Genomic DNA, 23,580 nt, shown 5'->3' with positions numbered 1-23,580 from the left:
GAGGTCGAAAAAGTCAGGCATGGGATCTCTCCATCTTGCGGCGTTGCTTGCCCACGGTGGTCGGGCTGACCCCGGCGCGGCGGGCGATCTCGCGGTCGGTCAGTTCGGGGTGAGTGCGCAGCAGATCGAGGACGGCGGCGCGGCGCTGCGTCTCGGTCTGGGGCTTTGGCTGTCCGGTGCGGACACTGGCCGAGAAGGCGGTGAAGTCGTCCCTCAGCGCAGCCAGCGTCTGCCGGTCCCGGAGGTGATCGCGGGAGCAGTCCTTGTCGGCGAGGATCTGCATCCATTCGACGCGCGCGCTGATCCCCTCAGCCGTCTGGGTGCGCAGATTGTCGAGCAGATACTCCAGCGCACTTTCCCAGGCGCTTTCCCATTCCCATGGGTTATAGGCGGGCTCTAAGACGAAACGCGGCTCCTGCCGGGCGATGAAGGCGCGATAAGCAGCCACCGCTTCCGGCACGGTCGCCGGGACCGCGACAGCCGCACGGATCGCCCGCCACATTTCTGCGGTCGGACCTTCCGAGTAGTTGAACCCCCGGTATTCCCAGAAGCCTTCTCCGGTATTGAAGGGCAGCAGCGCGTCCCGGATCGCGGCCTCTGTCTCGCTGGGCGCGAACACCGCTTCCTTGCCGCCATACTCGGCAAGGATCTCCCGGCAGCGGGCGAGATGCTTTGCCTCCTTCTCCGCCCGCTCCGCTGCGTCCCGCGCTTTCCAGCCCGGCTCCTTGGCCTCCATCCAGTCGGCGAACCCTGCGAAAGGATTGTCCTGCACCGGTTGCGGCGTCGGCCTGTCCAGCTTGGACAGAGCGTGTTTCAGCGTGAGGCCGGCGCGCGAGGCGAGGATCGCAGCCTTGGTCTCTGCTGCGCGCCGCTCCCCCGGCGTCTTGCCGCCATCCATCAGCGCTTTGAGCTTCCGCAGCTTGTCGGTGTCCAGTGTGGATGCGTGGGCGTTCATGCGGCGCCTCCCGCGTCCGGGCGATTGCGCGGGGCGCTGGCATTCTGGCGCGCAGACCAGTCATGAACATCTTCGCTTCGATTGACCGGCTCAAAGCTCAGGCGGTCCAGCGCGCGCCATGCTGCGGCGTTCGTGTCGCATTCGGCTTTGATCCCACCGTGGGGATCGATGACCTGCCACTTGCCGCTGTCGGCGCGGACGACAGTGAAACCGGCAATCGTCATGCTCGGCCCCCGGCAGAAGTAAGACCCAAGGCGGGGGGAATAGATGTACAGTGATTATGGGCAGAAATGGGCATTTCATTTGCGAAGCGATACCTGCCCGCGCTGATACCCCTGCGTGGGGCGACAACCTCCACGAGATAGCCCTTTTCGAGCAACACATCGCGGGCGCGTTCAATTTTCCGGCGCGGCCATGCGGGGCTTCCGGCCTCGCTCATTGCGCGGGGGGCGATAGCGAAGTGCTGACGATTATGGTGCCAGCGATGCAGGTAATCGAAGAAGCCGTAAGCCTCTGGGCATTCGTGCAGCAGGTCGTCCATACGCCTGTCCTTCTCGCTTATTTGGGGTTTTCTGCGGCCCAGATAGTTCCGGTCCTCTTTCTCGTATTTCCACGCTGAGCGGGCTGTTCTCTCGATCTCTTCGCTGCCAAGCCGGTCAGGGAGCGCGCCGGCCCAGGTGTGGGCTACATCCAGCAGCGCCTCGACATCATCGCAGTGCGAGGACTGAGACATGCAGTGATAGAAGAGGCTGCGGTTCCGCTCGCCCTGTTGGACAGTTTCGGGCGTGCGAAACACGGTGCCCGACAATGCATCAGGGTGAATCCCAGGTAGATTTGCTATGTCCGAAAGCCCGCCCTTCATGAAGGTATAGGCCTCCCCCAGATCGTCGCGCCACGAGGGCGGGGCGATGGTGAAACCGCCGCCCAGCACGTCAATAGGCAGCCCATTGAAGGGCCGAATATGCCGCCCCTCTCCATTGTGGCGATACCAGAGCTTCGCCTTGCCGCTGGCGGTTCGGATGATGATCGATGTGTCGCCGAAGCGCTCCCGCGCAACCGTGATCCAGCCACCACCAACGGCGTCCACGTCAATCTCTGTGACCCCGGAGGGGCGGCCCATCAAAAGCCCCACACCCTCAGCAGCGGCGAGGTTAGGAACCCCGCGCCAGATCCTCGCACGCCGGGGGTCGGCATTCTGCCATCCGCGCACAGCCGGGCGCTTTCGGCGCGTGTCCACAGGGAACACCGGCATTCCAGCATCCGCATAAGCGTCGGCATGGGCCGCATAGACCGCCGTCATGCCGCAATCCCCCGCAAATGCAGCGCCACGGCCCGCAGGCCATCGCTCATGTGGAAGTCGTTGAAATCACCGAGGCTCGGCGGCATCAGCCACCGACAGCCGCTCTGGGCCGCGTAGAATTCGCCGGTGCCTTTGCCATGCAGGCTCTCGACCGGCTTGTCGTGATCGGCTGCGATGATCGCGCCGGGGATTGCTGCAGCAACCTTTGCGACATTGTGAGCCGAGAAGGCCGAAAGCACGGTCGCAGAGCGCCCAAGCATCCGAAGTGCAGCCCTGACGCTCAGCGCGGTGGCGATGCCCTCACAGACCCATGTCTCGCGGCCAGAGGCGATCCGGTGGCTTGCGCCGCCCATCACGCCCTTGAGGATGTTCTTCTTGCTGCCATCCGGGGCGATGAACTGCACCGTGGTCACGCGCTGGCCAATGCGGCCCGGCACGATCAGCCAAGGGCCATCACCTTGCGGTATGGCGCGGGTCAAGGCCTCACCGAGGGGGCCATGCGGGAAGTGCCGCCAAGGGGCCTCATGGACCAGCCCCAGCTCCTCGGGGAAGCCTTTGCGTTCAAGGTAGGGGTGTGCGGCCTGTTCTGCGGTGCGGACGATATCGGCGCAGACCCGGGCCACCGCCTCGCGCTCTTCACGCTCGCGGCGCTCTGCCTCAGGATCGCGGCGCGGCGCTGCCACCTTGCGAGAGCCCTCGCCGCCGACCCGGAAGGTGTGTTGCTCGCCAGTCGCCCAATTCCAGGCTATACCACCAGTCTCATCGTCAAAGATCATCACCCGGCCAGAGGTGTTTGACCGCGCTTTGCCGGTGACCGGGCATTTTACCCACTGGCCGGTGATCGTCTTGCGCGGCGGCTCGATACCGACGGCGCGGCAGCCGTCCAGCATGGCGTCAGAAAGGGACATGTGGATCATGCCGCCCTCCGCGATTTATTGCGGAAGCGCCTGGTCTCGCGCTCGACCAGCTCATAGGCCGACTTATCTGCGGCGCTCGGGATTGGCATGTCGTACCAGCCGGAGCCCAGTTTCTCGCCCGGGAAAATACCTTTGTCGCCCCGGAAGACCCCATAAGCCCAACGGCGGATATCAGCCTCCGGCTTTCGCGAGTGGTCAGCGCAGTAGCGAAGCGCAGCCTCCCAAACCTTGCGCGGATGTCTGAGGGCGGGCGAACGCAATCCAGCCCGTGCCGTCAGCCCGAGAGCAGCAGGGTCGAACTCTTGCATCACGCCATCGACCGCGACAATGCCAGATCGCGCCGGGCGCTCCCATCCGCAGCAAAGGCATGTATTGCCCCGCAGTGCGCCGGAGCATTCCGGGCAAACCGCTTTCTCGCGCGTGGTCTCGTCGCGCTTGCGAGGTGTGCTGTCGCGCTTCTCGGACTTGGAAAGCTCGCCTGGGCCGTTTTCCCAAACATCGAACATATCTACGGCAAACCGCTCGATATTGCCGGAGTGATCCAGCCAGAGGGCTTTGGTCTTGCCCTCATGCGAGCGCATGATGCGACCGATTTCCTGCATATGGCTGGAGAGGCTCTTGCGGTACGGTCGGCAGCTGATCCCGCACAAGATATCGGGAACATCAAAGCCCTTGGTCAGCGCGGCGCAGGAAACCAACCCGTGAATGATGCTGTCAGGCCGCTTGAACTCGGCGATCTTCTCGGCGCGCTCAGCGTCGGATTTATCCTCGTAACTGACCAGTTGAAAGTTGAAGCCCGCCCTTGCAAAGGCCGCGCAGATCTCGCGCCCGTGGTCCACCGTGGGGGAGAATACGATGGTTTTCACCGGGCCGCCGAAATGCTCCCCGGTCTTCTCAACCCACTCAGCGACCACATCGCCGACGATCCGAACGCCTGCAGTTTCCGCGCTCTTCTCCGAGAACTCCCCTTTGCTGATGGTCAGTTCCGCATCATCAGGGCTTTTGGCAACAAACATGGTCGGGCGGACCAGATAGCCGCTCTCGATGAGGCGGTTGGTCGAGATGACATTCACCATCCCTTGCCAGGTGTTCCCCATGCCGGAGGCGAAGGGCGTGGCGGTCAAGCCGATGCCGATGGCGTCAGGGTGCTGCGCCATGTACTCGAGCGTCTTTGCATATTGGCAATGACACTCGTCATAAATGAACAGGTTCGGGGAGCGCGGGAGAGTACGCCGCGCCAAAGTCTGCACCGAGGCAACCTGGACGTTTTCGCGCGGCGACCAGCCATCGCTGATGCCCTGGACGATCCCGTGCTTGATCCCGTATTCGCGAAGCGTGTCGCTGGTCTGCCTGACAAGGGCGACCCGATCCACGAGGAAGACGGCATATGACCCTTTGCGGTCAGCCTCGTTCAGGAGGTGAGACGCGATCACAGTTTTACCCGCCCCGGTACCGGCGCAGAGAATGATCCGTTTCAGGCCAGACCGGATGCTCTGGCGCAGAGCCTCGACCGCGTCAGCCTGATAGCCGTAAAGGTTGATATCCTTGGGTGGAATAAAGCTGAGTGTCATGTGGACCTCATCACAACATCATATGCGGCGGCGTCAGCTTCTGCCCGGGACATGCCCCCACAGAATTCCATGATCGCTGCGCGCTCTTCCCAATCGTCAAACTCGGTCCAGACCTCGCGGCACAGGTCGCGCCAATGGTCACGGACCCATGCGATAGCTGCGGGCGCCATGCGGCCAGGCCGGAGCGTGATCCGCCACTGATCGCGGATCACCTCGCCACCATGGGCGCGGATGCGGGTCAGGACGCTCATGGGTTCAGCGGGATCCCGGCTTGCTCCAGCTCGAGTACACGCTTGTTGAGGGCGTGATTTTTACGCTTCTCGGCTGCGAAGTTCTCGTTCACCCGGTACATCTCACTATTTTTGTGATCGACCGTCTTCTGGAGGCGGCGGATCACCTCGGCGCTGTCACCGTCAAAGTCGCGCAGCTTCTGTTTCAGAGAGGTGTTCTCGGCCTTAAGCTTGCGCGCCTCTGCCTTACTATCAGCCAGATCAGCGCGCAGGCCGATCACGTCATCAATCAGGGCCGCAGGCGTCAGCTTCCCCAGATCGCGCCGGGCCTTTGCAGTCGCCGGATCTTCGTCAGTTTCCGGAGCCGTTTCATCCTTCGGAGTCGGCGGCGCAGCCAGATCAGCCTGAACCTTCGCGGCCTGCTCATCAGCGGGGACCGATTTCAGCGTGTCGAGATATCGGCCGGTGTCCAACTTGGTGCCCCGCACCGCGTCGAGCGCCTCACCGGAAACCTTTTCGCCGCGCTCGGCGTCTCGCTGTATCACGCGCTCGGACTGGCCTGTCCTGGCAGCGGTGTCGGCGGTGAAGCGCTCAGCCGCCTCAGAATTGTCGCCAACTTGGCGAGATTTCCCAGCACGCCCGGGACGCGCATCATAAGCCGTCTCCGGGTGCAGCGCCTCATAGGCCTCTTTCCGGCGCGCGGTGAAGCGGGCCTTCTCCGATGGGGTCAGGGATGGCGCACAAAGGTTCTCGTCGCACTCGGCGATGATCTGGCGCTGGTGGTCGAGGTCAAGGATCGTCGCCGGGATCTCATCCCATCCGAGCGACCGACAAGCCTCCATGCGATGCATCCCGGCGATCAGGACAAAGGCGCCATCCCTCGGCGCAACCGTCACCGGGTTCAGCAGGCCGACTTCCCGGATGCTCTCGGCCAGAGCATCGACATGCTTGCGATCCGCCTGGCGAATTCGGTCGAAAGTGCTGATCGTGTCAATTCTGATCAAAGCCAATCACTCCCCGATAGTCGTGGCGGGGTGGCGCGGCGGGTTCAGTGCGAGCTGTTCCCAGCCGTGAACCTTGAGCATCGTTTCCAGATCGCGCTGATAAACGAAAATCGGTTCTTTCTGCGCCGTGCCATTAAGCCCGTGAGCCACGCTCAGGGCCTCCTCAATGGTCGGCTTGGTGTCGTGCAGGCTCAGGCCGTCACGATGGCGCACATGGATATCAAAGCCGCCGGCCGGGTTCGGATAAACCCGGATATGGCTGATTGCGGGAAACGTCCCGATTGCTGACATGATTGGTCCTCGATTTGACTTCACCGCCCGCCATGGCGAACCAATGTTCGTGGCGGGGCAGAGCGAGCCATGGCTCGCCGTAAAGACCTCCGACCTAGGCCGGGGGCATAGAGGTTCAGGAAGCCCTTACAGGCCGTGTCTCAGATTGCGGCTGACCCTATGGGCCAACTGGCGGAAGCTTGCGCCGCCATCCCTCATTTCGGCCAATTGCTGCCGCGCGGGCGCCCTGCCCCGGCTCTTGCCGCGACCTTTGCGAACCAATTCCACTTTGGAATTAGTTGCCACGCAGTCGAGTTGCGTCACGATCACTCCCGGCGGTATGATCTGGACCTGGCAGCGGACAGGAACGCCATAGCGTGCGGCGACCTCGGCCCGGACCTTGTCTGAATAGGTCATGGGTCAGGCCTCCGCCTTTTTGACGCCGTGAAGCATGTCGATCCCGGCATTGAGCCTGATCAGCGCGGCCTCACACCCCGAGGCCAGGGCCTTCCGATCGTCGTCGGGATTGTAGCGGGTGGTCATTTCCAGAAGCTGGACCAGATCGCGGGCGCGGGTCAGTTCATCGAGGGCGTCGAGGATCTGGGTCATGCGCTCACCTCCGGCAGATTTATGCTGTCCAGATTGTTGCAGATCTCGTGAATCAGCTCGCGCGCGATGACCAGAAGGCTGACCTGAGCATCGTCCTCCCCGAGGCCTTCGTTCTTGAGCAGATCTAGGGCGAGAAGAATACCGGAGAGATCGGTCGCACGGTCCTGCTGGCGCTGGATATGCTTGTGGAGGGCGCTCATGCTGCAGCATCCTTCTTCCAGAAGCCCATGCCGCGCTTGCGTTCATGTTCCTCGGTACCGTCGATCACTACAGCCTGCATTTCCTCTGCGACCTCCAGCGTCAGGGCAATGCTGCCGAGTTTCACGGCCTCGCTGGTGCCGCCGGTATCGCTGCTTTCCAGCGCAATCCGGGCGGTGCGGATCAGAGCTGCAACCGCGTATGCGAAGTCATTGGCCCGCTCATCGGGAACGAGGGCGGCGAAGATTTGTCGATCCGCGATCATGCCGCCACCTCTCTGCTTGCCATCCAGGCGATGATTTCGGCCTCCACCCAGAACCGGCGCTGGCCGATCATGCGGGCTTTCGGGAAGTCGAGTTCCGGGCGGCGGGTCCAGCGCTCCAGCGCCGAGAGCGAGATATCGCCACACATGACGCGGACGCGCGCCGAGGGGATCAGTTGAATATTATTCGGCTGCATGCGAGGGTGCCTCCGAACTGATTGCCTCTTGGTAGTCGTTCCCGGCGGCGGGGGTGTTGACGCCAATCTCGGCCCCCGCTGCCATCAGACCCTTATCCAACAGCGCTCTGATCGTCTCAGATCTGTTGGGCATCCCCATGGTCACCCCCCAATCATCAACCGCTTTGAGCGCCCCCTTGGTCATCAGCGTGACGACCCTCTCCGGTCGTTCGCGCTTCGCTCTCACTGTAGCGTAAGCTGACATTCGTGTTAACCTCCACTGTCACATGCTTGTATACACAGAATTGCCACTGTCTTGCCACTAGTCAAGCACAATTTGTCTGATATGAGTGTCACTCAGCATTACACTACGAGGTTCACCATGGATGACACTCCCTCCGGGTCTAAAAGAAGGGTCTATGACCTCCCCCAAGAACTGGTTGATCGCATCCTTGAATTTCAGAAGGATAGAGGTCTGCCGTCTGAGGTTGAGGCTGCAAGAAGGCTTCTTGATCAAGCGCTTAAAGCGCGCGACACCCAAGAGACCCTGATAGGGCGCTACTATGCGGCGCTAGCGGTCACCAACGACCCTACAGAGGCCGCCAAGTCGGTTTTGGTCGGCCATCCACTAGTAAAATCTCTGCGATTTTACGATGAATCGATAGCGTTTGAATTTGAGAAGGACGGGAAAGAAAACGCTTGGCTCCACCCTCAGGTGAACAACGCAGTCACGATCACATATGCCGGGACAGGGTACGGAGATAGTAGGACTGATAGAATGCTTTATGATCCATCAAGAAAGCCGGGTGACAGGCTCTATGATCCAGAATCCGAAATACCATTCTAGTGCGACTGCCCTCCGAAGGCAGAGAGCTATCGGAGAACGGTCATCAATAGAGCTCGATTTCTTTCTTTTCAAACTGTTAAGATCTTCAGAAGGATGAAAAAATGAGCATTTCTGACGAGCCAAGCATGGTATGGCCCTACCGCATAGCCGCAGGGTTCGGAGTGGTGGGGGCAGCGGCAGGCATTTATGTGTCAATGGATCAGGGCGCCGGACTTTGGACGCTTCTTGGTCAGACGGCTATGTGCGCGTTTGGCGCTTGGTTTGTGGCCGTCTGTATCGGCGGGCTGGTATCCCTAACACTGAAGAGCGCTGCTGACGCTGCTAAAGAACAAACGCGGCCCGCAATGCAAGGCGCGGTGTACGCTGGAATGATCTTGTTTGGGATAGTAATGGGCGATGTCATAATTTTTCACGGGGAACGAATTTTAATCCCTGTTACATATTACATCGTCAACACCCTTGTGCAAATCACCCCCTGAGCCGCACCACATTGCCGGATTTCCCGGCATTGCCCTCGACCAGCTCGGCCACAAACCGCGCCCATGCCTCCAGCGCCTGGCGCTTTTCGTCGGCATAGTCGTGCCGCTGGTAAACGGCGACGATACCGCCGCCCGTGCCTGAGACGTGGTTCAGCACCGCCTCTGTGACGCGCACGGGGATGCCGAGGCGGGCCATGCCGGTCGCGCAGGTGCGGCGCAGATCGTGGAACGTCCAGTGCGGGATTTCGACCGGCTCGCCACGCTCTTTCTCGGCCGCCGCTGCCATGGCATCGCGCAGATGCTGGGTGCCCTTGCCGAAACCTGAGATCGGCGTGGTGCCGGTGGTGGTGAAGATGTACCGCACCCTGCCCTTTTCATCGGTCACGCGCTCAATGCCATCGAGGACGCCGCGCACGGCTTCTGACAATGGCACGTCATGCGCCCTCCCGTTCTTTGTGCGGGCTGATGCCATGTGCCAGCCCTGCCCCGAGATTTCGGCATCGGTCATCTGCGCCGCCTCATTGAGCCGCTGGCCGGTCAGGAGCAGCACCTTGCCAAGAGGCCCCCATGGGAAGGCCGTGGCCTCACATGCCTGCCAGAGCCACCGGATTTCGTCATCCGTCAGGACGCGCTCCCGGCTTTTCTCTTTGGCCGGCGCTTTGACATTCAGGGTCGGGGGGACCTCAATCACATCCCGGCCCGCGCACCAGCCGAAGAACTTGCTGAGATAGGCCCGGATCCGGTTGGCCGTGGTCGCCTTCCCCGCGTCAATCAGATCGTCGAGCAGATCCACTACATCGCGCTTGGTGATGGTCTTGATATCCCGGTCGCCCCATCGGGGCAGGATATGCAGATCGAACTGCTGCTGGACGGTCCTGCCGCTCTTGAGGGTCGAGAGGTGGCGCTTTGCGAACTGGCCGAACAGCACCCGAAAATTGTCGCGGCTGACCTCCACTTTCGCGGCCTTGGCTGCCTTGCGCTCATCGGAGGGATTTGCGCCACGCTCGATCTTGTCGATGGCCGATGTCGCCGCTGTGCGGGCGTCTGCAAGGCCCATGAGAGGAAAGCGGCCGAGCGTGTATTTCACCGGCTTCCCGCCGAACCTGTATCGCAGCGCCCATGATTTCGCCCCGGTCGGCTGCACCACCAGATAGAGACCCGAGAACGCCGGATCGGCCATCTCATAGCGCCTCGCGGGGTCTGGCTTCGCGGCTTCAACCGCCTTGGTCGTGAGGGGCTTGGTCATATCAAATTGTCCTTGGGGTAACACTTGGGGTAACAGATTTTGGTGACTGCATCTGATATCCTCCGATATAGATCGGCACGAATAAATGTCAATAAAACAGGGACTTTTCTGCAGAACATTGTCCGTTCCGATATGATGCGATATCTTCCGAAATGCGCCTCAATTCGACTGTTAATCAATTGGTCGTAGGTTCGATCCCTACCGCCGGAGCCAAACTTAACTAAGTCGTTGGTTTGGAAACACAAATTACCTCCGATGAGGTAATGCTGATGTGAGTGTCATACATATGACACCACAAGAGATCCCCATCACAGCTTTTCGAGCCTCATTTATGAGGTTCATTATGGGTCTTCAGACCAATATCTTCCGCCGTGGCGCGACCTATCAATGGCGGCGCCGAATGCCCGCTCTCATCCAACTCAGCCTGCGCACGAACGACCCCTTGATCGCTCGCCGTATCGGGATCATCGTCAACGCCCGAAGCGAAGAGGTGTTTGATCGAATGACGGCAACAGGGCTTTCCCGGGAAGATGTCCAAAAAATTCTTCGCCGAGTCATCACTTCTGAACTTGAGCGCATCGAGTTGCGCCGTGCCGTCGCATCGGATGGGTCTGCCGGGAACTGGCAAGATGAGGAACGGCACGACTGGGCCGCTGGCTATGCCTTCAAACTGATCTCCCAACGTGGCGCCACCGGATCCGCACTGACCGAAGAGGATACGCAAGCCCTGATCGCTGGCGGTCATGGCCCGGATGAGATTCGCCTCATCAACCTGCATCTGGCGACGGAATCGCAGGCCTTCCGCCAGAATCCCGGAATATATGCCAATTCGCGCTCGCTGAAAGTGATGCGGGCGGCACTGGAACGCGAAAGCTTTTCAGTTCCCGAACTCATGCAAGGGCGTATGGCCTGGTATTGCGGCAAGTCTGCAGCCCTGCTGACAGGCTACAAAGGCCAGCAACCCTTCGACAATGCAATGGATCTGGCAGCAGAGATCGCCGGGCAGAAGACCAGGCACATTGACGCCCCGGCAATCCCCATGGTCCCGACCGCAACGCCTGAACCTGCCCCGCTTTACGATCCCGATATCACAGCACTGATCGAACGTCTGATGGCGCAAAAGCGCAAGATCGGTATCTCTGAGCAGATGATCGATCAGATGACAAAGGTGTTTCGTCTGTTCGCAGAAGCCACTGAGATCACTGACATTCGCCAGATCCGCCAGGCTCATGTCGCCAAATTCATCGCATCCTGGATCTGCTGCCAACAAGCTGCCGCAAATCCCCTAAGGATCGTTTCAAACCATTAGGCCAGATCCTCGCTGAGGCCGAGGGAAAGCCGCGCGGCCTCTCTGCCACCACCATTGGGCGCAACCTCGACTATCTTGGTCAGCTGTTGACCAAAGCGCGAAGCGAGGGGTTTGCCGAGATCAACAGCATCGACCTCGGCTCATTGCGACCCCGCAAATCGCAGCGTGACCGCGATGACCGCCCCTCCTTCACCGCAGCCGACATTCAGGCCATTTTTACACATCCAGTCTGGCATGGGCGGCTCCCCAAGCAAAAATGGCAGCTTCCGGGGCCAGAGATCATTCGGGACGGTCTTTACTGGGTCCCGGCTATTGCGGCTCTGACTGGGGCCCGCCGCGAGGAAATCGCGGGCATGAAAGCCTCGGACGTTGTCTTAGCTGACGGCATCATGGCCTTTAGAATTCAGGGGAATGTCAACCGGGGCCTCAAGACCCTTGCGTCTGACCGACTTATTCCCCTTCACCCGCAACTGATCGAAATGGGCTTGCCCGAATACGCTGAAGACATGCGAAAAGCGGAGGCTGACGCGGATCTGTTTCCCGACCTTAAGCCCCAGTCAGGCCTGAAGTTCGGCGAGCAGATCGACTATCGCTTACGCCTCCTTGTGAAAAAGCAGCTTGAGGGCAATCCGCAGGGAAAAGTCTTCCACTCCTTCCGTCACTATGTTGCGACCGAGCTGGGCAAAATGGCCGGAATCGCTGAGAAGGTGCGCAAGGACATTCTCGGCTATACGGGCAGCGATATCACGAGCGAACGCTACACAGAACACTCCTCGCTGCCAGAGCTGCTTCACGCCATCAGCGGCCTGCCCCGCTTACCGCTCCCCAGTCCGCGATAGATTTCTTCACTTCGTGAAGGGGCGAGGTCACGGTGGCGACCATCGATTTTCACTTGTCACCGCGCCCGCCCTGCGCCTAACATAAAGCCATGATGACCAGACCTTCCATTCGATTTGAACGCATAACCGGCTGACCTCACCCCGAGGGATCTCCGTTTCGCGTCCAAATTTGAATGTAGCGCGCCCCACATTTTGCGGCGCAGCAGAAGGAAAGTTCATGGCCCTGCCGACCATTCCCGCCCGTTTCATCCCGCTCGATCTGCCGCGTGCGCCCGAAGACGGGCCGCGCGCCGTGCAAGAGCGCCTGCTCGCCAGTGCCCGCAAGCGCAGCCTTGATGCCCACAAGACCCAGATGCCGGGCCCTGTCCGGTCCGACGCTGAGGAAGTGCTGGAGGGCTTTATCGACAAGGCGCTGAGCGAAGAGGGTGCGCTTTCGGATGGTCACGCCACTGCTTGATCTGGTTCGGATACAAGTCAAAAGCCTGCGCAAGCTCGATTAAAATCCTCTCACCCTTATTCGCAGCTGCCGCCACTTTCGCCTTGAAGGCCGGGCTGTGGTTCCGGCGCGGTCGTTTTCCATCGTCTTCTTCTCGCATGCAGCATCATGCCGCTGTTGCTCGGAAAATCCACTTCCCCTGGTTGTTCAGATTTCCGCAACGAGCTCTGGTCAGGACGAGCTCGCCTGTCTGGATTGATTTGCGCGAAACTTTAGATCATTGTTTTCAGTAATGAATCCCTTTGTCAGGGTTGACGGCGGTACTCTGGGGCATAAGAATCCGCTTATGTGCGGGGCCAGATTCTATTTCACTCTCGCAGCCGCCGCGAGGATGTCATGACGAAACCATCTGATCCCGCTCCTCCAGGCCGCACGGACCGGCGCGGCTCTGGCATGGGCAGCTCAAAGCCCTACCGCGGACCAGAACGCCGTAAGGGCGAGCGGCGCGGTGCGGACCGGCGCGGCACGTCGCTGACGGTGTTTCTGGTCGACAATGATGAGGCGTTCCGTGTCTCGCTGGCGAGTGCGCTGCAAATGCTGGATTACAAAGTTGAATCCTATGCTTCAGCGATGGATTTTCTGTTTGCCTATGATGGCCTGGAGCCGGGTTGCCTGATCCTCGATTACAGGCTTCCCGGAATGAACGGGCTGGAATTGCAGGCCCATCTTAACTCGGCGGGGAACACGCTGCCGATCATTTTCGTCACCGGCCATGGGGGCGTGCCGGAATCTGTGCAGGCCATCAAGGCCGGGGCTCTCGATTTTCTGGAAAAGCCCTTCAGCCAGTCGGTTCTGATCGAACGGGTCGAAACTGCTCTGGCGATGGCTTCCGAACGGATTGCCTCAAAGGCAGGCACCGCGCGCCTCGACGCAAAATTCAAGCGCCTGACCATGCGCGAGATGGAAGTCGTCAGCCACATGGCCGCGAACCCGTCACAAACCTCCAGCAAAGAGGTCGGGGCGCGACTGGGGATCAGTCCCCGCACCGCCGATCACCACCGTGCCCGCATTCTGGAGAAGTTGCAGGTGCGCACGGTCGCCGAACTGGTGACGCTGGCACAACGTTATCTGTCGAAAACCTCAAGATCCAAATGAGACGGGCAATTGGATTGAACGCCGCTCTGGGCGATGATGCCCTGGCACCGGAGATCCTCACCACGGCCCGCATGGCCTGCGGCGGGCAATCGGACGATCCCGAAGCGCTGCGCGCTACACTTTGGGCAGCGGGGCAGTGAGTGGTGGTCGCCGCCTTGTCCTGTGTATGATGTGGTCGCCGCAAACCCGACACTGACCTGAGCTCAGTCTTTGCTCTCTGCTGATATGCCTCACGAGGGAGATCGACGATGTCGAAACGAAAGCAGCACTCCCCCTGATTTCAGGGCGAAGGAGACCCTGGATCTGCATGCCAGGATCGGAGAGCTGGCGATGGCCAACTCTTTTTTGGGAAGACAGCCGAGGCCTTGGGGCGTCAGGTGAGGCGCGGCATGGTCGGACGCGACCATCCGCGCCTGTTGATTGGCCGGCACTGCGCTCTGCTGTCGAACCCTCCGTCGTCGTTTTGCCGCACACTGCCGGGTGATACGGACCAGAATCTCGCGCTGATGCCGCTGATCGTCGAGGAGGCCCCCGACACGCCTTTCTTTGGCCTCCGTCAGATGACCTCGCACCTGCGTAACGAGGGCCACAAGGTGAACGAAAAGCACATGCGCCGGCGTAAGCGCCTGATCGGCCTGATGCCGATCTGTCAAAAGCCCGACACCAGTCGTCCAGCAAAAGGGCAAAAGATCTGTCCCCGCCTTCTGCGCGGGTCGCGGGAGGAAGGGCAAGCCAGGACTGCGGCATGGACATCCCCTGCCTGTCCCATAAGGCCCGGGTGGCGGCCTGCCATCAGCACGCGCCGCCCCAGGAAGCACGCGGCAGCAGCCTTTGCGCTGGCCTCGATGGCCAGCGCAAAGGCGGGCCCCTCTGAACGGCCCCTCGCCCGAGCGCCTCACGCCGCCCCGCCCTTTGCCATTGCGTGCCCCGCCGCACGGGATTATCTCAGACCGGAGCCGAACAAAGAGGTCCGACATGCTTTACCCATCCGGCGCGGCTTATCTCAAAGCCCCGAACAAGCAGGTTCTCCTGTTCGGCATGTCGGGTCTGGGCAAGACGCATCTGTCGAACATGCTGCGCGCGGCCCCGGCGGATCAGGGCGGCTGGTTCCATTACTCGGTCGATTACCGCATCGGCACCCGCTATATGGGCGAATATATTGCCGATAATTTCAAACGCGAAGCAATGAAGGTGCCGCTCCTGCGGGAACTTCTGATGTCGGATTCCGTCTTCATCGCCTCGAACATCACCTTCAACAACCTGGCGCCACTTTCGACCTATCTCGGCAAGCCCGGGGATGCGGCAAAAGGCGGCCTGCCCTTTGCCGAATATATGCTGCGCCAGGATCAGCATCGCGGCGCCGAAATCGCCGCAACGCTGGACACCAGACCCTTCATAGCCCGCGCCAATGACCTTTATGGCTACCGGAATTTCATCTGCGACACCTCAGGCTCGATCTGCGAAGTGGTGAACCCCTGGGATGAAAAAGACCCGGTGATGACGCAGCTCAGCCAGACGCTCCTGATGGTCTGGATCAGAGGCTCTGATGCCCATACCGAGGAACTCGTCCGCCGCTTTGACCGCGCCCCAAAGCCGATGTATTATCAGCCCGATTTCCTCACCCGCATGTGGGAAGACTACCGCGCTGAGTACAAAGTCAGCGAAGACAGCTGCGATCCTGACCATTTCGTGCGCTGGACCTATGCGAAGGCCCTCGCCCATCGCCAGCCGCGCTATGCCGCCATGGCCGAATGGGGTGTCACCGTCACCGCTGAAGAGGTCGCTGAAGTCTCCGACCCGGATGGATTTGACGCGATGATCGCCCGCGCGATCGATCGCAAGGCAAGCGAAGCCTGACCAATCCCTCTCCCGACTGGCATCACAACAAGGACAGACCATGCCGATCACCCTGCCCGAGACCCTGCCCGCTTATGCCGTCTTGCAAGACGAAGGCGTCATGGTCATGTCGCCCGAACGGGCGGCGCGGCAGGATATCCGGCCGCTGAAAATCGGCCTCCTTAATCTGATGCCGAAAAAGATCCAGACCGAGAACCAGTTCGCCCGGCTGATCGGCGCCACGCCCCTGCAGATCGACCTTTCGCTGATCCGGATGACCGAGCATCAGACGAAAAACACCGCCGCCGAACATATGGAAACCTTCTACCGCCCCTTCGAGGCGGTCAGAGAGGAGAAATTCGACGGGCTGATCATCACCGGCGCCCCGATCGAACATCTCGATTTCGATCAGGTCACCTATTGGGACGAGCTGCGCGAGGTCTTCGACTGGTCACGGACCCATGTCCATTCCACCTTCGGCGTCTGCTGGGGCGGCATGGCGATGATCAACCATTTCCACGGCGTGCCGAAACATATGCTGGAAAGAAAGGCCTTCGGCTGTTTCCTGCATGAAAACGTCGCCCCCGCCTCGCCCTATCTGCGCGGGTTTTCGGATGATTGTTTCGTGCCGGTCTCGCGCTGGACGGAAATGAAGCGCGATGAGATCGAGGGCGTCGACGGGATGAAGATCCTGCTCGACAGCGATCAGACCGGCCCCTGCCTCGTGGAAGATTCCGGGCTTAACGCTCTCTATATCTTCAACCATTTCGAATATGAGAATGACACGCTGAAGCAGGAATATGATCGCGACATCGCCAATGGCACCGCAATCAATATCCCGTCGCATTACTATCCCGGCAATGATCCGACAAAGCAGCCACGCAACCGCTGGCGCAGCCATGCGCATCTGCTCTACGGTAACTGGATCAACGAGATCTATCAGCACACGCCCTTCGACATGCGCGATATCGGCAGCTGAGCGAGGAGATGCGCCATGGCAAAAGAAAACCACGATCTGCCCTTTGACGGCGCGATCAGCCGCTACTTCCGCAAAGAGGCCCCGAAGGCGATCCGCGAGGCCATAGAGAAAGCCGGCAAGGATGATATCCTGACCCCCGGCTTTCCCTATTCCGAAGAGATGGGTCGCAAAGACTATGACACAGCGATGGAGGGGCTGCAGCGCCAGCTCGTCCGGCTCCAGGCCGATGTGAAAGCCACCGGCAAGCGCATTGTGGTGATCTTCGAGGGCCGCGATGCCGCGGGCAAGGGTGGCACCATCGCGCGGTTTCGCGAGAACCTGAACCCGCGCGTCGCCAATGTCGTGGCGCTGCCGGCGCCGTCTGACCGCGAAAAGGGCCAGTGGTATTTCCAGCGCTATATTGACTGGCTTCCGGCCAAAGGCGAAATGGTTCTGTTCGACCGCAGCTGGTATAATCGCGGCGTGGTCGAGAAGGTCTTCGGCTTTTGCTCGGATGCGGAACGCGCCACCTTCTTCCGCCAGGTCCCTGAATTTGAACATATGCTGGTCGATGAGGGCGTCATTCTGATCAAGCTCTGGCTTGAGGTCGGCCGCGCCGAACAGCTTCGCCGCTTCATCGAGCGCGAACAGGATCCGCTGAAACAGTGGAAGCTCTCCCCGGTCGATATCGAGGGCCTCGCGAAATGGGAGGACTATTCCGCCGCCATCGCCGAGACGCTGACGCTGAGCCATTCGGCGCATGCCCCTTGGACCGTGATCCTGTCGGATGACAAGCGGCGCGCCAGGCTCGCGGCGATCCGTCAGGTGCTGAGCCGTGTCGATTACAAGGGCAAGGACGAAGCGGTGATCGGTTCCATTGATCCGCAGATCAGCGGTGGCCCCGAGCGGATGCCCCGGGCCTGATGCGGCCGGAACGGATCGGACCATGAGCACGAAACGCGGCTATCACCATGGCAATCTGCGCCAGGCGCTGATCGATGCCGCTCTGGACCTGATCGCGGCCAATGGCCCGCAGGGCTTTTCCCTCTCCGAGGCCGCCAAAGCCGCCGATGTGACCCCGGCAGCCGTCTATCGCCATTTCGCCGGCCGTGACGACCTGATCGCCGAAGTGGCGCATCAGGGCTTCGCGATCTTCGCGGCATTGCTGGAATATGCCTGGAATGAGGGCCGCCCCTCAGCGCTGGCGGGGTTTGAGGCGATCGGGCGCGCCTATCTGGCCTTCGCGCGCAAATATCCCGGCCATTACCAGGCGATGTTTGAAAGCGGGTTGCAACCGGCCAGCCATCCGGACCTTGCGCTGATCGCCACCCGCGCGCGCGGGATCATGGAAAACGCCGCCGAAGCGCTGCTCGCCGCGCTCCCCGCTGCCCGGCGCCCGCCCGCCACCATGGTCGCCGCCCATATCCGTGCGACCAGTCATGGCATCGTGGAGCTTTTCCTGCGCGGCAATGGCGGCAGCCTGCCCTATTCGCCGGAGGACCTGCTCGAGGCCTCAGTCGGGATCTATCTGCGTGGCCTCGGTATCCTGCCGCCGGACAGCTAGGGCCAGCTGGGAAGAGGGGCCCTGCCCCTCGAGGCTTCGCCTCTCACCCCGGGATATTTAGAGACAGAAAATAATTGCTCCCATTTTCTGTCTCTTAAATATCCCCGCCGGAGGCCTTCCCCCGCGCAAGCGGGGGAACCGATCAGCGGAAGAGCACAAGCGCCGAGGGCGACCAGGCGAGCTCGACTTCGGTGCCCACATCCAGAACCGGACGGCCAGGCGTGTTGCGCATCGACAGACGCACCTCGACATCGGTCTCACCAATGAACACATCGTAATAGGTCATATCGCCGAAATAGATCACCTCGTCGATCTTGCCTTTGACCGAGCGATCATCCGCGGTCTGGCCCGGGTAGAGCATGGTCAGCGTCTCGGGGCGCAGCCCCACAACCGGGCTGCCCTCGCCGGTCGGCGCAGGTGCCTGATCGGCTTCGAGGGTCACGCGGCCGAGGCCTTTGGCCTCGACCTCGAACCGGCCGCCCTGTTCCGAGATAATCTCGCAGGGGATGAAATTCATCGTACCGATGAAATCCGCGACCTTGCGGCTGTTCGGGCGGCGGTAAAGCGTTTCCGGATCGGCGAGCTGCGCGATCTGGCCCTCGAACATCACCGCGATGCGGTCGGACATCACCAGCGCCTCTTCCTGGTCATGTGTCACCAGGATGAACGTGATCCCGACCTGGCGCTGCAGCTTGATCAGTTCGACCTGCATATGCTCGCGCATCTTCTTATCAAGCGCGGAAAGCGGCTCGTCCAGCAGCAGAACCTTCGGCTTCAGGATCAGCGCCCGCGCCAGCGCAACCCGCTGCCGCTGGCCGCCTGACAGCGCATGGGCCGCGCGCCCGCCATAGCCCTTGAGGCCGACCATTTCGAGCGTCTCTTCCACGGCAGCCGCCTTTTCGGCCTTGCTGCGCGGATCGCGGCGCAACCCGAAAGCCACGTTTTCCGCCACCGACATATGCGGGAAGATCGCGTAGCTCTGGAACACCATATTGGTCGGCCGCAAGTTCGCGGGAACCGAGCTCATATCCTTGCCATCGATCAGCACGGCGCCGGAATCGACGCCTTCGAAGCCGGCAATCGTGCGCAACAGCGTGGTCTTGCCGCAGCCCGAGGGCCCGAGCAGCGAGAAGAACTCGCCCGCCCGGATCGTCCCGTTGATGCCCCGCAATGCGTGGTAATCGCCGTAGTATTTCTGGATATCCCGAAACTCGATCATGGTCGGGCGTTTATCAGCGCTCATTACAGGAAGCCTCCGGAATCCTTGCCACCGGTCCTGGCGATGCCGCGGCGACGGAAATATTCAGCGATTGCGAGAAGACAGATAGAAAGACCGACAAGGATCGTCCCCAGAGCCAGCATTGAAGGCACTTTCGCGGGGAAACGGAACTGGCCGAAAATATAGACCGACAGGATAGGCTGGCCCGAGCCGAGGAAGTTCGCGACAATGAATTCGTCGATCGAGATGGTGAAGGTGATCAGGAACGAGGACAGGATCCCCGGCATGACCAAAGGCAGGATGATCAGGCGGAAGGTCGAGGCCGGGGTCTCGCCCAGATCCAGCGCCGCCTCTTCCAATGAGCGATCCAGTGACTGGAAGGCCGAGGTCAGCAGCGCCACGGAAAACGGCGTGCAGATCAGCAGATGGCCGAGGATCACGGTGAAGATCGACAGGGGGATGCCAATTGCCATCAACACAATCAGCAAGGACATCGCGACGATCATCTCGGGCAAGACCAGCGGCAGCATGATAAAGCCCATCACCGGCGCCTTGAGCGGCCATTGATAGCGCACCGAAGACCGCGCTGCGAAGAGGCCCAGAATGGTCGACAGCGTGGCGACGGAAAGCGCAATGATCAGGCTGTTCTTCAGCGCCTTCCACAGGTTCGGATCGGCCCACATCTCGGAAAACCATTTGGTGGTGAAGCCCGAAAGCGGGAAAGATACTACTGCGGCATTGTTGAAGGCAAAGAGCGGCAGCACGAGGATCGGGCCGTAAAGGAACGCCAGATAGAGGATCGCATAGATCTTAAGGCCGGGGGCTTTGGTCATTTCCGGCCTCCGATAAAGCGCTTGTTCAACAGCAGGAAGCCCACACTGATAATCGCCACCGCAATCATCGCACTCGCCGCCAGCGCCGACCCCATCGCAAAGTTGCGCGATTTAAGCAGCTGTGTTTCCACGAAATTCGAAACCATCGGCACTTTGCCCGCGCCGATCAGCTCGGGCGTCACATAGTCGCCGGCGGTCGGGATAAAGACGATCAGCACCGCCGCGATCACGCCCGGCATCGACAAAGGCAGGGTGACGCGCAGGAAGGTGCGCCATTTGCTTTCGCCCAGATCCTGGCCGGCCTCCAGCAGCGAGCGGTCGACCTTTTCAAGGCTGACGAAAATCGGCAGCACCGCGAAAGGCGCATAGGCATGGGCCAGCGTGATGATGATCGAGGTCACGCCATATTGCAGCACATTGAGCTGCGTATCCATGATCCCCAGCCCCATCAGCGAGCTGTCGACGATGCCGTCATAGCCCAGAATGGTGCGCCAGAGTGCGACCCGGATGATATAGCTGGTCCAGAACGGAATGGTGATCAGAAACAGCCAGAGCGACTTTTTCGATGGCTGCACATGGAAGCTGACGAAATAGGCGATCGGATAGGCCAGCAGCACGGTGGCCAGTGTCACCAGGACCGAGACATTCAGCGAGCGCAGCATCACGATGTGATATTGTGGCCGTGTCAGCACCTGCAGATAATTTTCGCCTGTGATCGGCAGGCTGACCGCCCCGCGAGACCCGGTAAGCACCGAATAGACCAGAACCGTTGCCAGCGGTGCCGCAAGCAAGAGAAAGGTCACCACTGCCGGGGGCGCAATCAGCAGCCAGCCCGTGCGTGCTTCAGAGGATTTTGATTGCACCTTTACCCCCGGATCTGCCGGTTTCCTGCCGACGTCTGTTTGATCAAAATACTGACGCCGCTCTGGCTTTCATGCAAGCCTGCAGATGCGAAGGCAAGGGAAGCTGCCAAAAAAAGTTGCGCCGCCCGGCCGGGCGGCGGCGCTCTGGTCAGCCTCTGATCATTTCTACGGCTATGGCGCGTTTATTCAGCTCGGCATAGAGGGCGAGCACGATACGCGGCTGTTCCACCGCGACCTGAAGCGCATCGGAAAGCTGCTCTTCAAAGCCTTCGCCCGCCTCGACGCGCCAGATCATGTGACGGGCTGCCCCGTCATCGTAAACCACCTCAACCGCATCGCCGCGACGGCGCCAGCCAAGGAAATCGGAACACCCGCGCGGGGCGTGGAAAATGGCCTGCTGTCCCATTCGAGATCTCGTTTTTGCTGCTCTTTACAGCATGGGACAATGCCGCGCCCGCGCCGTCAACCTGAAGAGCCGCCCGTAACCCCCCGAAATTACGACCCGAGTCCGCAGTGCAACACTTACCCGCACCGGGTGATCCGTCTCAGACCGCCAGCGCCGCGGGCGGATTGGCCAGCAAAGCCGCCAGCCGGTCGAGGCCCAGCTCGAAATCGCAAAGCGGCAAGGCGCCCGGAATAGCAAGGCGGATCGCATGCGGCGCGCGCCCGCCCACCAGCGCATATTCATCGGCCGAGCGCACCATGACCCCCTCGGATTCAGCCATCCGCGAAAAGGACGAAGCGCGCCAGCCCTGCGGCAGATTCAGCCAGACAAAGGGCACGCCGGGCTGCCAGGAAAGATCATAGCCGCCCAGCCGGTTGACGGCGACCTGGATGCGATGGGCAAACTCGGCCTGGACCTTCGCCCGGATCTCTTCGGCAGCGCCCGAGCGAAACAGATGCAGCATCAGATCCGAAACCGGCCGCGCCAGGGCGAAAAAGCCGTATTGCGCCGACAGCCGCCCCGCCTCGCCCATGCCTGCCGGGCAGATCACAAAGCCAAAGCGCATCGCCGCAGAAACGGTTTTCGAGATGCTGCCGACCAGCCAGACCCGTTCAGGTGCCAGGGCCCGCAGGGTTGGCAGATCGCTTTCCGCAACCGAATAGCAATCATCTTCAAGCACTTGCAAATCATAGTCGCGGGCGATCCGCGCAATCTGCATCCGGCGCTCCACCGGCATCCGGCGCGTCGTCGGATTCTGCGCCTCGGAGGTCAGGCACAGCACCTGCGGCCCATGCCGGCGGCAGACCGCCTCCAGCGCCTCGGGGATGACGCCATATTCGTCGATCTCGACCGCCACAACATCGGCACGGGCCGAGCGCGCTGCATAACGGAAACCCGGATAGGCGAGTTCTTCCAGCACCACCACCGGCCGGTCGCCCCGCAGGCAACAATCGAAGATCAGCCCGACCGCATTCTGCCCGCCATGGGTCAGCATGATGTCATCCGCCGTCGCCGGGCCAAGGATCCGGTCCCCCATCCAGCGCAGGACCTCGGTCCGAAGGGCATATTCCCCCGACTGGCTGGTGTAATCGGTCCAGCCGCGCGCGGTGCCGGCGGCCATGGCGGTCAGCGCCTCCTGAAAGGCCTCGGTCTGGCCGACCTCGGGCACCTGCGGCGGCCGCATATCGATGGCACCGACCCGCATCGGCAGCCGTTCGGTGTAAAGCGGCTGCGTCGGCCCGAGGCGCGGCTGGCTGGAGGCGACAAAGGTACCGCGACCAACCGTGGCCTCCAGAAGCCCCTCTTGCGTCGAGATCTGATAGGCCCGCGCCACGGTACCCGGCGTCAGAGACAGGCGCCAGGCCAGATCGCGAACCGTGGGCAATTGTGTGCCCGGCGGCAGATCGCCCGCGCGGATTGCATCGCGAAGCGCGCGGCTGAGACCGAGATATTTCGGGCCAGCCCAGGCGCTGAGATCAGGAGACCATCTTGTATCCGGCACAATGTAGCTCTGGTGATTGATATTTGGCTATTGTATTTCTTTTTGTAGCATATCAGCCAGATTGTACCAATACAAGGCATAACAGAAATGACCTGGCAATCCGCCCCCTCCCGCCCTGCGCCTTTGTCGCGGCTTGACCGGTTGCCGCCGGTATCGCGCCTGCTGGTCACAATTGGCCTCGGTCTGGCGCGGTGGCAGAGCCGAAAGCGCACGCGCCTGTCGCTGGCCCGGCTGGATGATCACCTGTTGCGCGATATCGGCATGGCGCCAGTGACGCGCGACAGCGAAGTGGCAAAGCCGTTCTGGCGCGCGTGATCGCGGGCGCAAGCGCGCCGCGAAATCGCCTCCCTCCCCTAATTGAACCCCTGAGACTGGGGCCGGATTTCCGGCCCCTCTTTTTCATTGCGGCGTCCGGATCGGCTGCCCCTGTCTGCCCCCCCGCCCCCGAAAACCTGCTGCGCAAAAGAAAAAGGGCCCCGCAAGCGGAGCCCTTTTCCTCTCATCCAGCGGATTGCTCCGCCGGAGTCGCTGCATAAACCGTGGTGCCGGGCCCTCAGG

At 61.1% G+C, this 23,580-nt stretch carries 31 protein-coding genes; 12 read left to right on the top strand and 19 right to left on the bottom strand.

Translation table 11 applies throughout. The annotated features are described in order from the left end of the window. Positions 1–13: 13 nt before the first annotated feature. The 13 genes from AC4FS3_RS05545 to AC4FS3_RS05485 form a co-directional block, all read right to left on the bottom strand. The gene (locus tag AC4FS3_RS05545) at positions 14–955 is read right to left on the bottom strand and encodes a winged helix-turn-helix domain-containing protein (RefSeq protein ID WP_491019681.1); all 942 of its coding nucleotides are present in this window, start codon (positions 953–955) and stop codon (positions 14–16) included. Further along, positions 952–1,179: a hypothetical protein gene (locus AC4FS3_RS05540; RefSeq protein WP_491019680.1), complete on the bottom strand. Its 228-nt coding sequence runs from the start codon at positions 1,177–1,179 to the stop codon at positions 952–954. The genes AC4FS3_RS05545 and AC4FS3_RS05540 overlap by 4 nt, the downstream gene beginning before the upstream one ends. After that, positions 1,176–2,255 carry a bifunctional DNA primase/polymerase gene (locus AC4FS3_RS05535; RefSeq protein ID WP_491019679.1) on the bottom strand — a complete coding sequence of 360 codons (1,080 nt, stop codon included), beginning with the start codon at positions 2,253–2,255 and terminating at the stop codon, positions 1,176–1,178. Before AC4FS3_RS05535 ends, AC4FS3_RS05540 begins: the two co-directional genes overlap by 4 nt. Continuing rightward, on the bottom strand, positions 2,252–3,172 hold the full coding sequence (locus AC4FS3_RS05530) for a toprim domain-containing protein (RefSeq protein ID WP_491019678.1): 921 nt from the start codon (positions 3,170–3,172) through the stop codon (positions 2,252–2,254). Before AC4FS3_RS05530 ends, AC4FS3_RS05535 begins: the two co-directional genes overlap by 4 nt. Further along, complete coding sequence (locus tag AC4FS3_RS05525) at positions 3,169–4,743, bottom strand: DEAD/DEAH box helicase (RefSeq protein WP_491019677.1); 1,575 nt, start codon at positions 4,741–4,743, stop codon at positions 3,169–3,171. The genes AC4FS3_RS05530 and AC4FS3_RS05525 overlap by 4 nt, the downstream gene beginning before the upstream one ends. After that, positions 4,740–4,994 (bottom strand): hypothetical protein, encoded by a 255-nt coding sequence (locus AC4FS3_RS05520; RefSeq protein WP_491019676.1) that lies wholly within the window; start codon positions 4,992–4,994, stop codon positions 4,740–4,742. Before AC4FS3_RS05520 ends, AC4FS3_RS05525 begins: the two co-directional genes overlap by 4 nt. After that, positions 4,991–5,977, bottom strand: coding sequence for a ParB N-terminal domain-containing protein (locus tag AC4FS3_RS05515; protein ID WP_491019675.1), 987 nt, complete (start codon positions 5,975–5,977; stop codon positions 4,991–4,993). The genes AC4FS3_RS05520 and AC4FS3_RS05515 overlap by 4 nt, the downstream gene beginning before the upstream one ends. Before the next feature lie 6 nt (positions 5,978–5,983). Continuing rightward, complete coding sequence (locus AC4FS3_RS05510; protein ID WP_491019674.1) at positions 5,984–6,268, bottom strand: hypothetical protein; 285 nt, start codon at positions 6,266–6,268, stop codon at positions 5,984–5,986. Between the two features lie 126 nt (positions 6,269–6,394). Continuing rightward, positions 6,395–6,664: a hypothetical protein gene (locus tag AC4FS3_RS05505; RefSeq protein ID WP_491019673.1), complete on the bottom strand. Its 270-nt coding sequence runs from the start codon at positions 6,662–6,664 to the stop codon at positions 6,395–6,397. Between the two features lie 3 nt (positions 6,665–6,667). After that, entirely contained in the window at positions 6,668–6,856 is a 189-nt protein-coding gene (locus AC4FS3_RS05500) for a hypothetical protein (protein WP_491019672.1), read from the bottom strand. Continuing rightward, positions 6,853–7,056 (bottom strand): hypothetical protein, encoded by a 204-nt coding sequence (locus AC4FS3_RS05495; protein ID WP_491019671.1) that lies wholly within the window; start codon positions 7,054–7,056, stop codon positions 6,853–6,855. The genes AC4FS3_RS05500 and AC4FS3_RS05495 overlap by 4 nt, the downstream gene beginning before the upstream one ends. Beyond that, entirely contained in the window at positions 7,053–7,319 is a 267-nt protein-coding gene (locus tag AC4FS3_RS05490; protein WP_491019670.1) for a hypothetical protein, read from the bottom strand. The genes AC4FS3_RS05495 and AC4FS3_RS05490 overlap by 4 nt, the downstream gene beginning before the upstream one ends. After that, positions 7,316–7,513 (bottom strand): helix-turn-helix transcriptional regulator, encoded by a 198-nt coding sequence (locus tag AC4FS3_RS05485; RefSeq protein ID WP_491019669.1) that lies wholly within the window; start codon positions 7,511–7,513, stop codon positions 7,316–7,318. The genes AC4FS3_RS05490 and AC4FS3_RS05485 overlap by 4 nt, the downstream gene beginning before the upstream one ends. Before the next feature lie 361 nt (positions 7,514–7,874). Between AC4FS3_RS05485 and AC4FS3_RS05480 the strand changes: the two genes are divergently transcribed. Together AC4FS3_RS05480 and AC4FS3_RS05475 are read left to right on the top strand one after the other, a co-directional pair. Further along, complete coding sequence (locus tag AC4FS3_RS05480) at positions 7,875–8,339, top strand: hypothetical protein (protein WP_491019668.1); 465 nt, start codon at positions 7,875–7,877, stop codon at positions 8,337–8,339. A gap of 101 nt (positions 8,340–8,440) precedes the next feature. Then, on the top strand, positions 8,441–8,818 hold the full coding sequence (locus AC4FS3_RS05475; protein WP_491019667.1) for a hypothetical protein: 378 nt from the start codon (positions 8,441–8,443) through the stop codon (positions 8,816–8,818). On the opposite strand, the gene AC4FS3_RS05470 is transcribed toward AC4FS3_RS05475, so the two are convergent. Next, on the bottom strand, positions 8,808–10,064 hold the full coding sequence (locus AC4FS3_RS05470; protein WP_491019666.1) for a tyrosine-type recombinase/integrase: 1,257 nt from the start codon (positions 10,062–10,064) through the stop codon (positions 8,808–8,810). The two genes, AC4FS3_RS05475 and AC4FS3_RS05470, sit on opposite strands and share 11 nt — an antisense overlap. Positions 10,065–10,407: 343 nt before the next feature. Between AC4FS3_RS05470 and AC4FS3_RS05465 the strand changes: the two genes are divergently transcribed. From AC4FS3_RS05465 to AC4FS3_RS05425, 9 genes are all read left to right on the top strand, one after another. Continuing rightward, complete coding sequence (locus tag AC4FS3_RS05465; RefSeq protein WP_491019665.1) at positions 10,408–11,373, top strand: DUF6538 domain-containing protein; 966 nt, start codon at positions 10,408–10,410, stop codon at positions 11,371–11,373. A gap of 86 nt (positions 11,374–11,459) precedes the next feature. Then, positions 11,460–12,212, top strand: coding sequence for a site-specific integrase (locus AC4FS3_RS05460; RefSeq protein ID WP_491019664.1), 753 nt, complete (start codon positions 11,460–11,462; stop codon positions 12,210–12,212). Positions 12,213–12,429: 217 nt separating this feature from the next. Next, the gene (locus AC4FS3_RS05455) at positions 12,430–12,669 is read left to right on the top strand and encodes a hypothetical protein (RefSeq protein WP_491019663.1); all 240 of its coding nucleotides are present in this window, start codon (positions 12,430–12,432) and stop codon (positions 12,667–12,669) included. Between the two features lie 375 nt (positions 12,670–13,044). Next, positions 13,045–13,803, top strand: coding sequence for a response regulator transcription factor (locus AC4FS3_RS05450; protein WP_283178115.1), 759 nt, complete (start codon positions 13,045–13,047; stop codon positions 13,801–13,803). A 14-nt stretch (positions 13,804–13,817) separates the two neighbouring features. After that, complete coding sequence (locus tag AC4FS3_RS05445) at positions 13,818–13,943, top strand: hypothetical protein (RefSeq protein ID WP_491019662.1); 126 nt, start codon at positions 13,818–13,820, stop codon at positions 13,941–13,943. 835 nt (positions 13,944–14,778) lie between these two features. Further along, positions 14,779–15,660 carry an ATPase gene (locus tag AC4FS3_RS05440; protein ID WP_491019661.1) on the top strand — a complete coding sequence of 294 codons (882 nt, stop codon included), beginning with the start codon at positions 14,779–14,781 and terminating at the stop codon, positions 15,658–15,660. A gap of 40 nt (positions 15,661–15,700) precedes the next feature. Beyond that, positions 15,701–16,618, top strand: a complete 918-nt coding sequence (metA, locus tag AC4FS3_RS05435; RefSeq protein ID WP_491019660.1) for a homoserine O-acetyltransferase MetA — start codon at positions 15,701–15,703, stop codon at positions 16,616–16,618. A 15-nt stretch (positions 16,619–16,633) separates the two neighbouring features. Next, a complete protein-coding gene (gene ppk2 / locus AC4FS3_RS05430; RefSeq protein WP_491019659.1) occupies positions 16,634–17,521 on the top strand; it encodes a polyphosphate kinase 2 in 888 nt (295 codons plus the stop codon). 22 nt (positions 17,522–17,543) lie between these two features. Continuing rightward, positions 17,544–18,161: a TetR/AcrR family transcriptional regulator gene (locus AC4FS3_RS05425; protein WP_491019658.1), complete on the top strand. Its 618-nt coding sequence runs from the start codon at positions 17,544–17,546 to the stop codon at positions 18,159–18,161. 142 nt (positions 18,162–18,303) lie between these two features. Here AC4FS3_RS05425 and AC4FS3_RS05420 read toward each other — a convergent pair whose 3' ends face one another. From AC4FS3_RS05420 to AC4FS3_RS05400, 5 genes are all read right to left on the bottom strand, one after another. Then, entirely contained in the window at positions 18,304–19,404 is a 1,101-nt protein-coding gene (locus AC4FS3_RS05420; RefSeq protein ID WP_491019657.1) for an ABC transporter ATP-binding protein, read from the bottom strand. Continuing rightward, a complete protein-coding gene (locus AC4FS3_RS05415; RefSeq protein ID WP_198837448.1) occupies positions 19,404–20,213 on the bottom strand; it encodes an ABC transporter permease in 810 nt (269 codons plus the stop codon). The genes AC4FS3_RS05420 and AC4FS3_RS05415 overlap by 1 nt, the downstream gene beginning before the upstream one ends. Beyond that, positions 20,210–21,076, bottom strand: coding sequence for an ABC transporter permease (locus AC4FS3_RS05410; protein WP_092897108.1), 867 nt, complete (start codon positions 21,074–21,076; stop codon positions 20,210–20,212). Before AC4FS3_RS05410 ends, AC4FS3_RS05415 begins: the two co-directional genes overlap by 4 nt. Positions 21,077–21,224: 148 nt before the next feature. Further along, positions 21,225–21,482, bottom strand: a complete 258-nt coding sequence (locus AC4FS3_RS05405; protein WP_198837446.1) for a hypothetical protein — start codon at positions 21,480–21,482, stop codon at positions 21,225–21,227. A gap of 139 nt (positions 21,483–21,621) precedes the next feature. Then, positions 21,622–23,022, bottom strand: coding sequence for an aminotransferase-like domain-containing protein (locus AC4FS3_RS05400; RefSeq protein WP_491019656.1), 1,401 nt, complete (start codon positions 23,020–23,022; stop codon positions 21,622–21,624). An 87-nt stretch (positions 23,023–23,109) separates the two neighbouring features. Between AC4FS3_RS05400 and AC4FS3_RS05395 the strand changes: the two genes are divergently transcribed. Continuing rightward, positions 23,110–23,337 (top strand): DUF1127 domain-containing protein, encoded by a 228-nt coding sequence (locus tag AC4FS3_RS05395; RefSeq protein WP_491019655.1) that lies wholly within the window; start codon positions 23,110–23,112, stop codon positions 23,335–23,337. The last annotated feature ends 243 nt before the right edge of the window (positions 23,338–23,580 follow it).

The organism is Pseudogemmobacter sp. TB195, from assembly GCF_058313095.1.
Note: the sequence above shows the minus strand (reverse complement) of the source record. Positions and strands in the feature narration are given on the sequence as shown.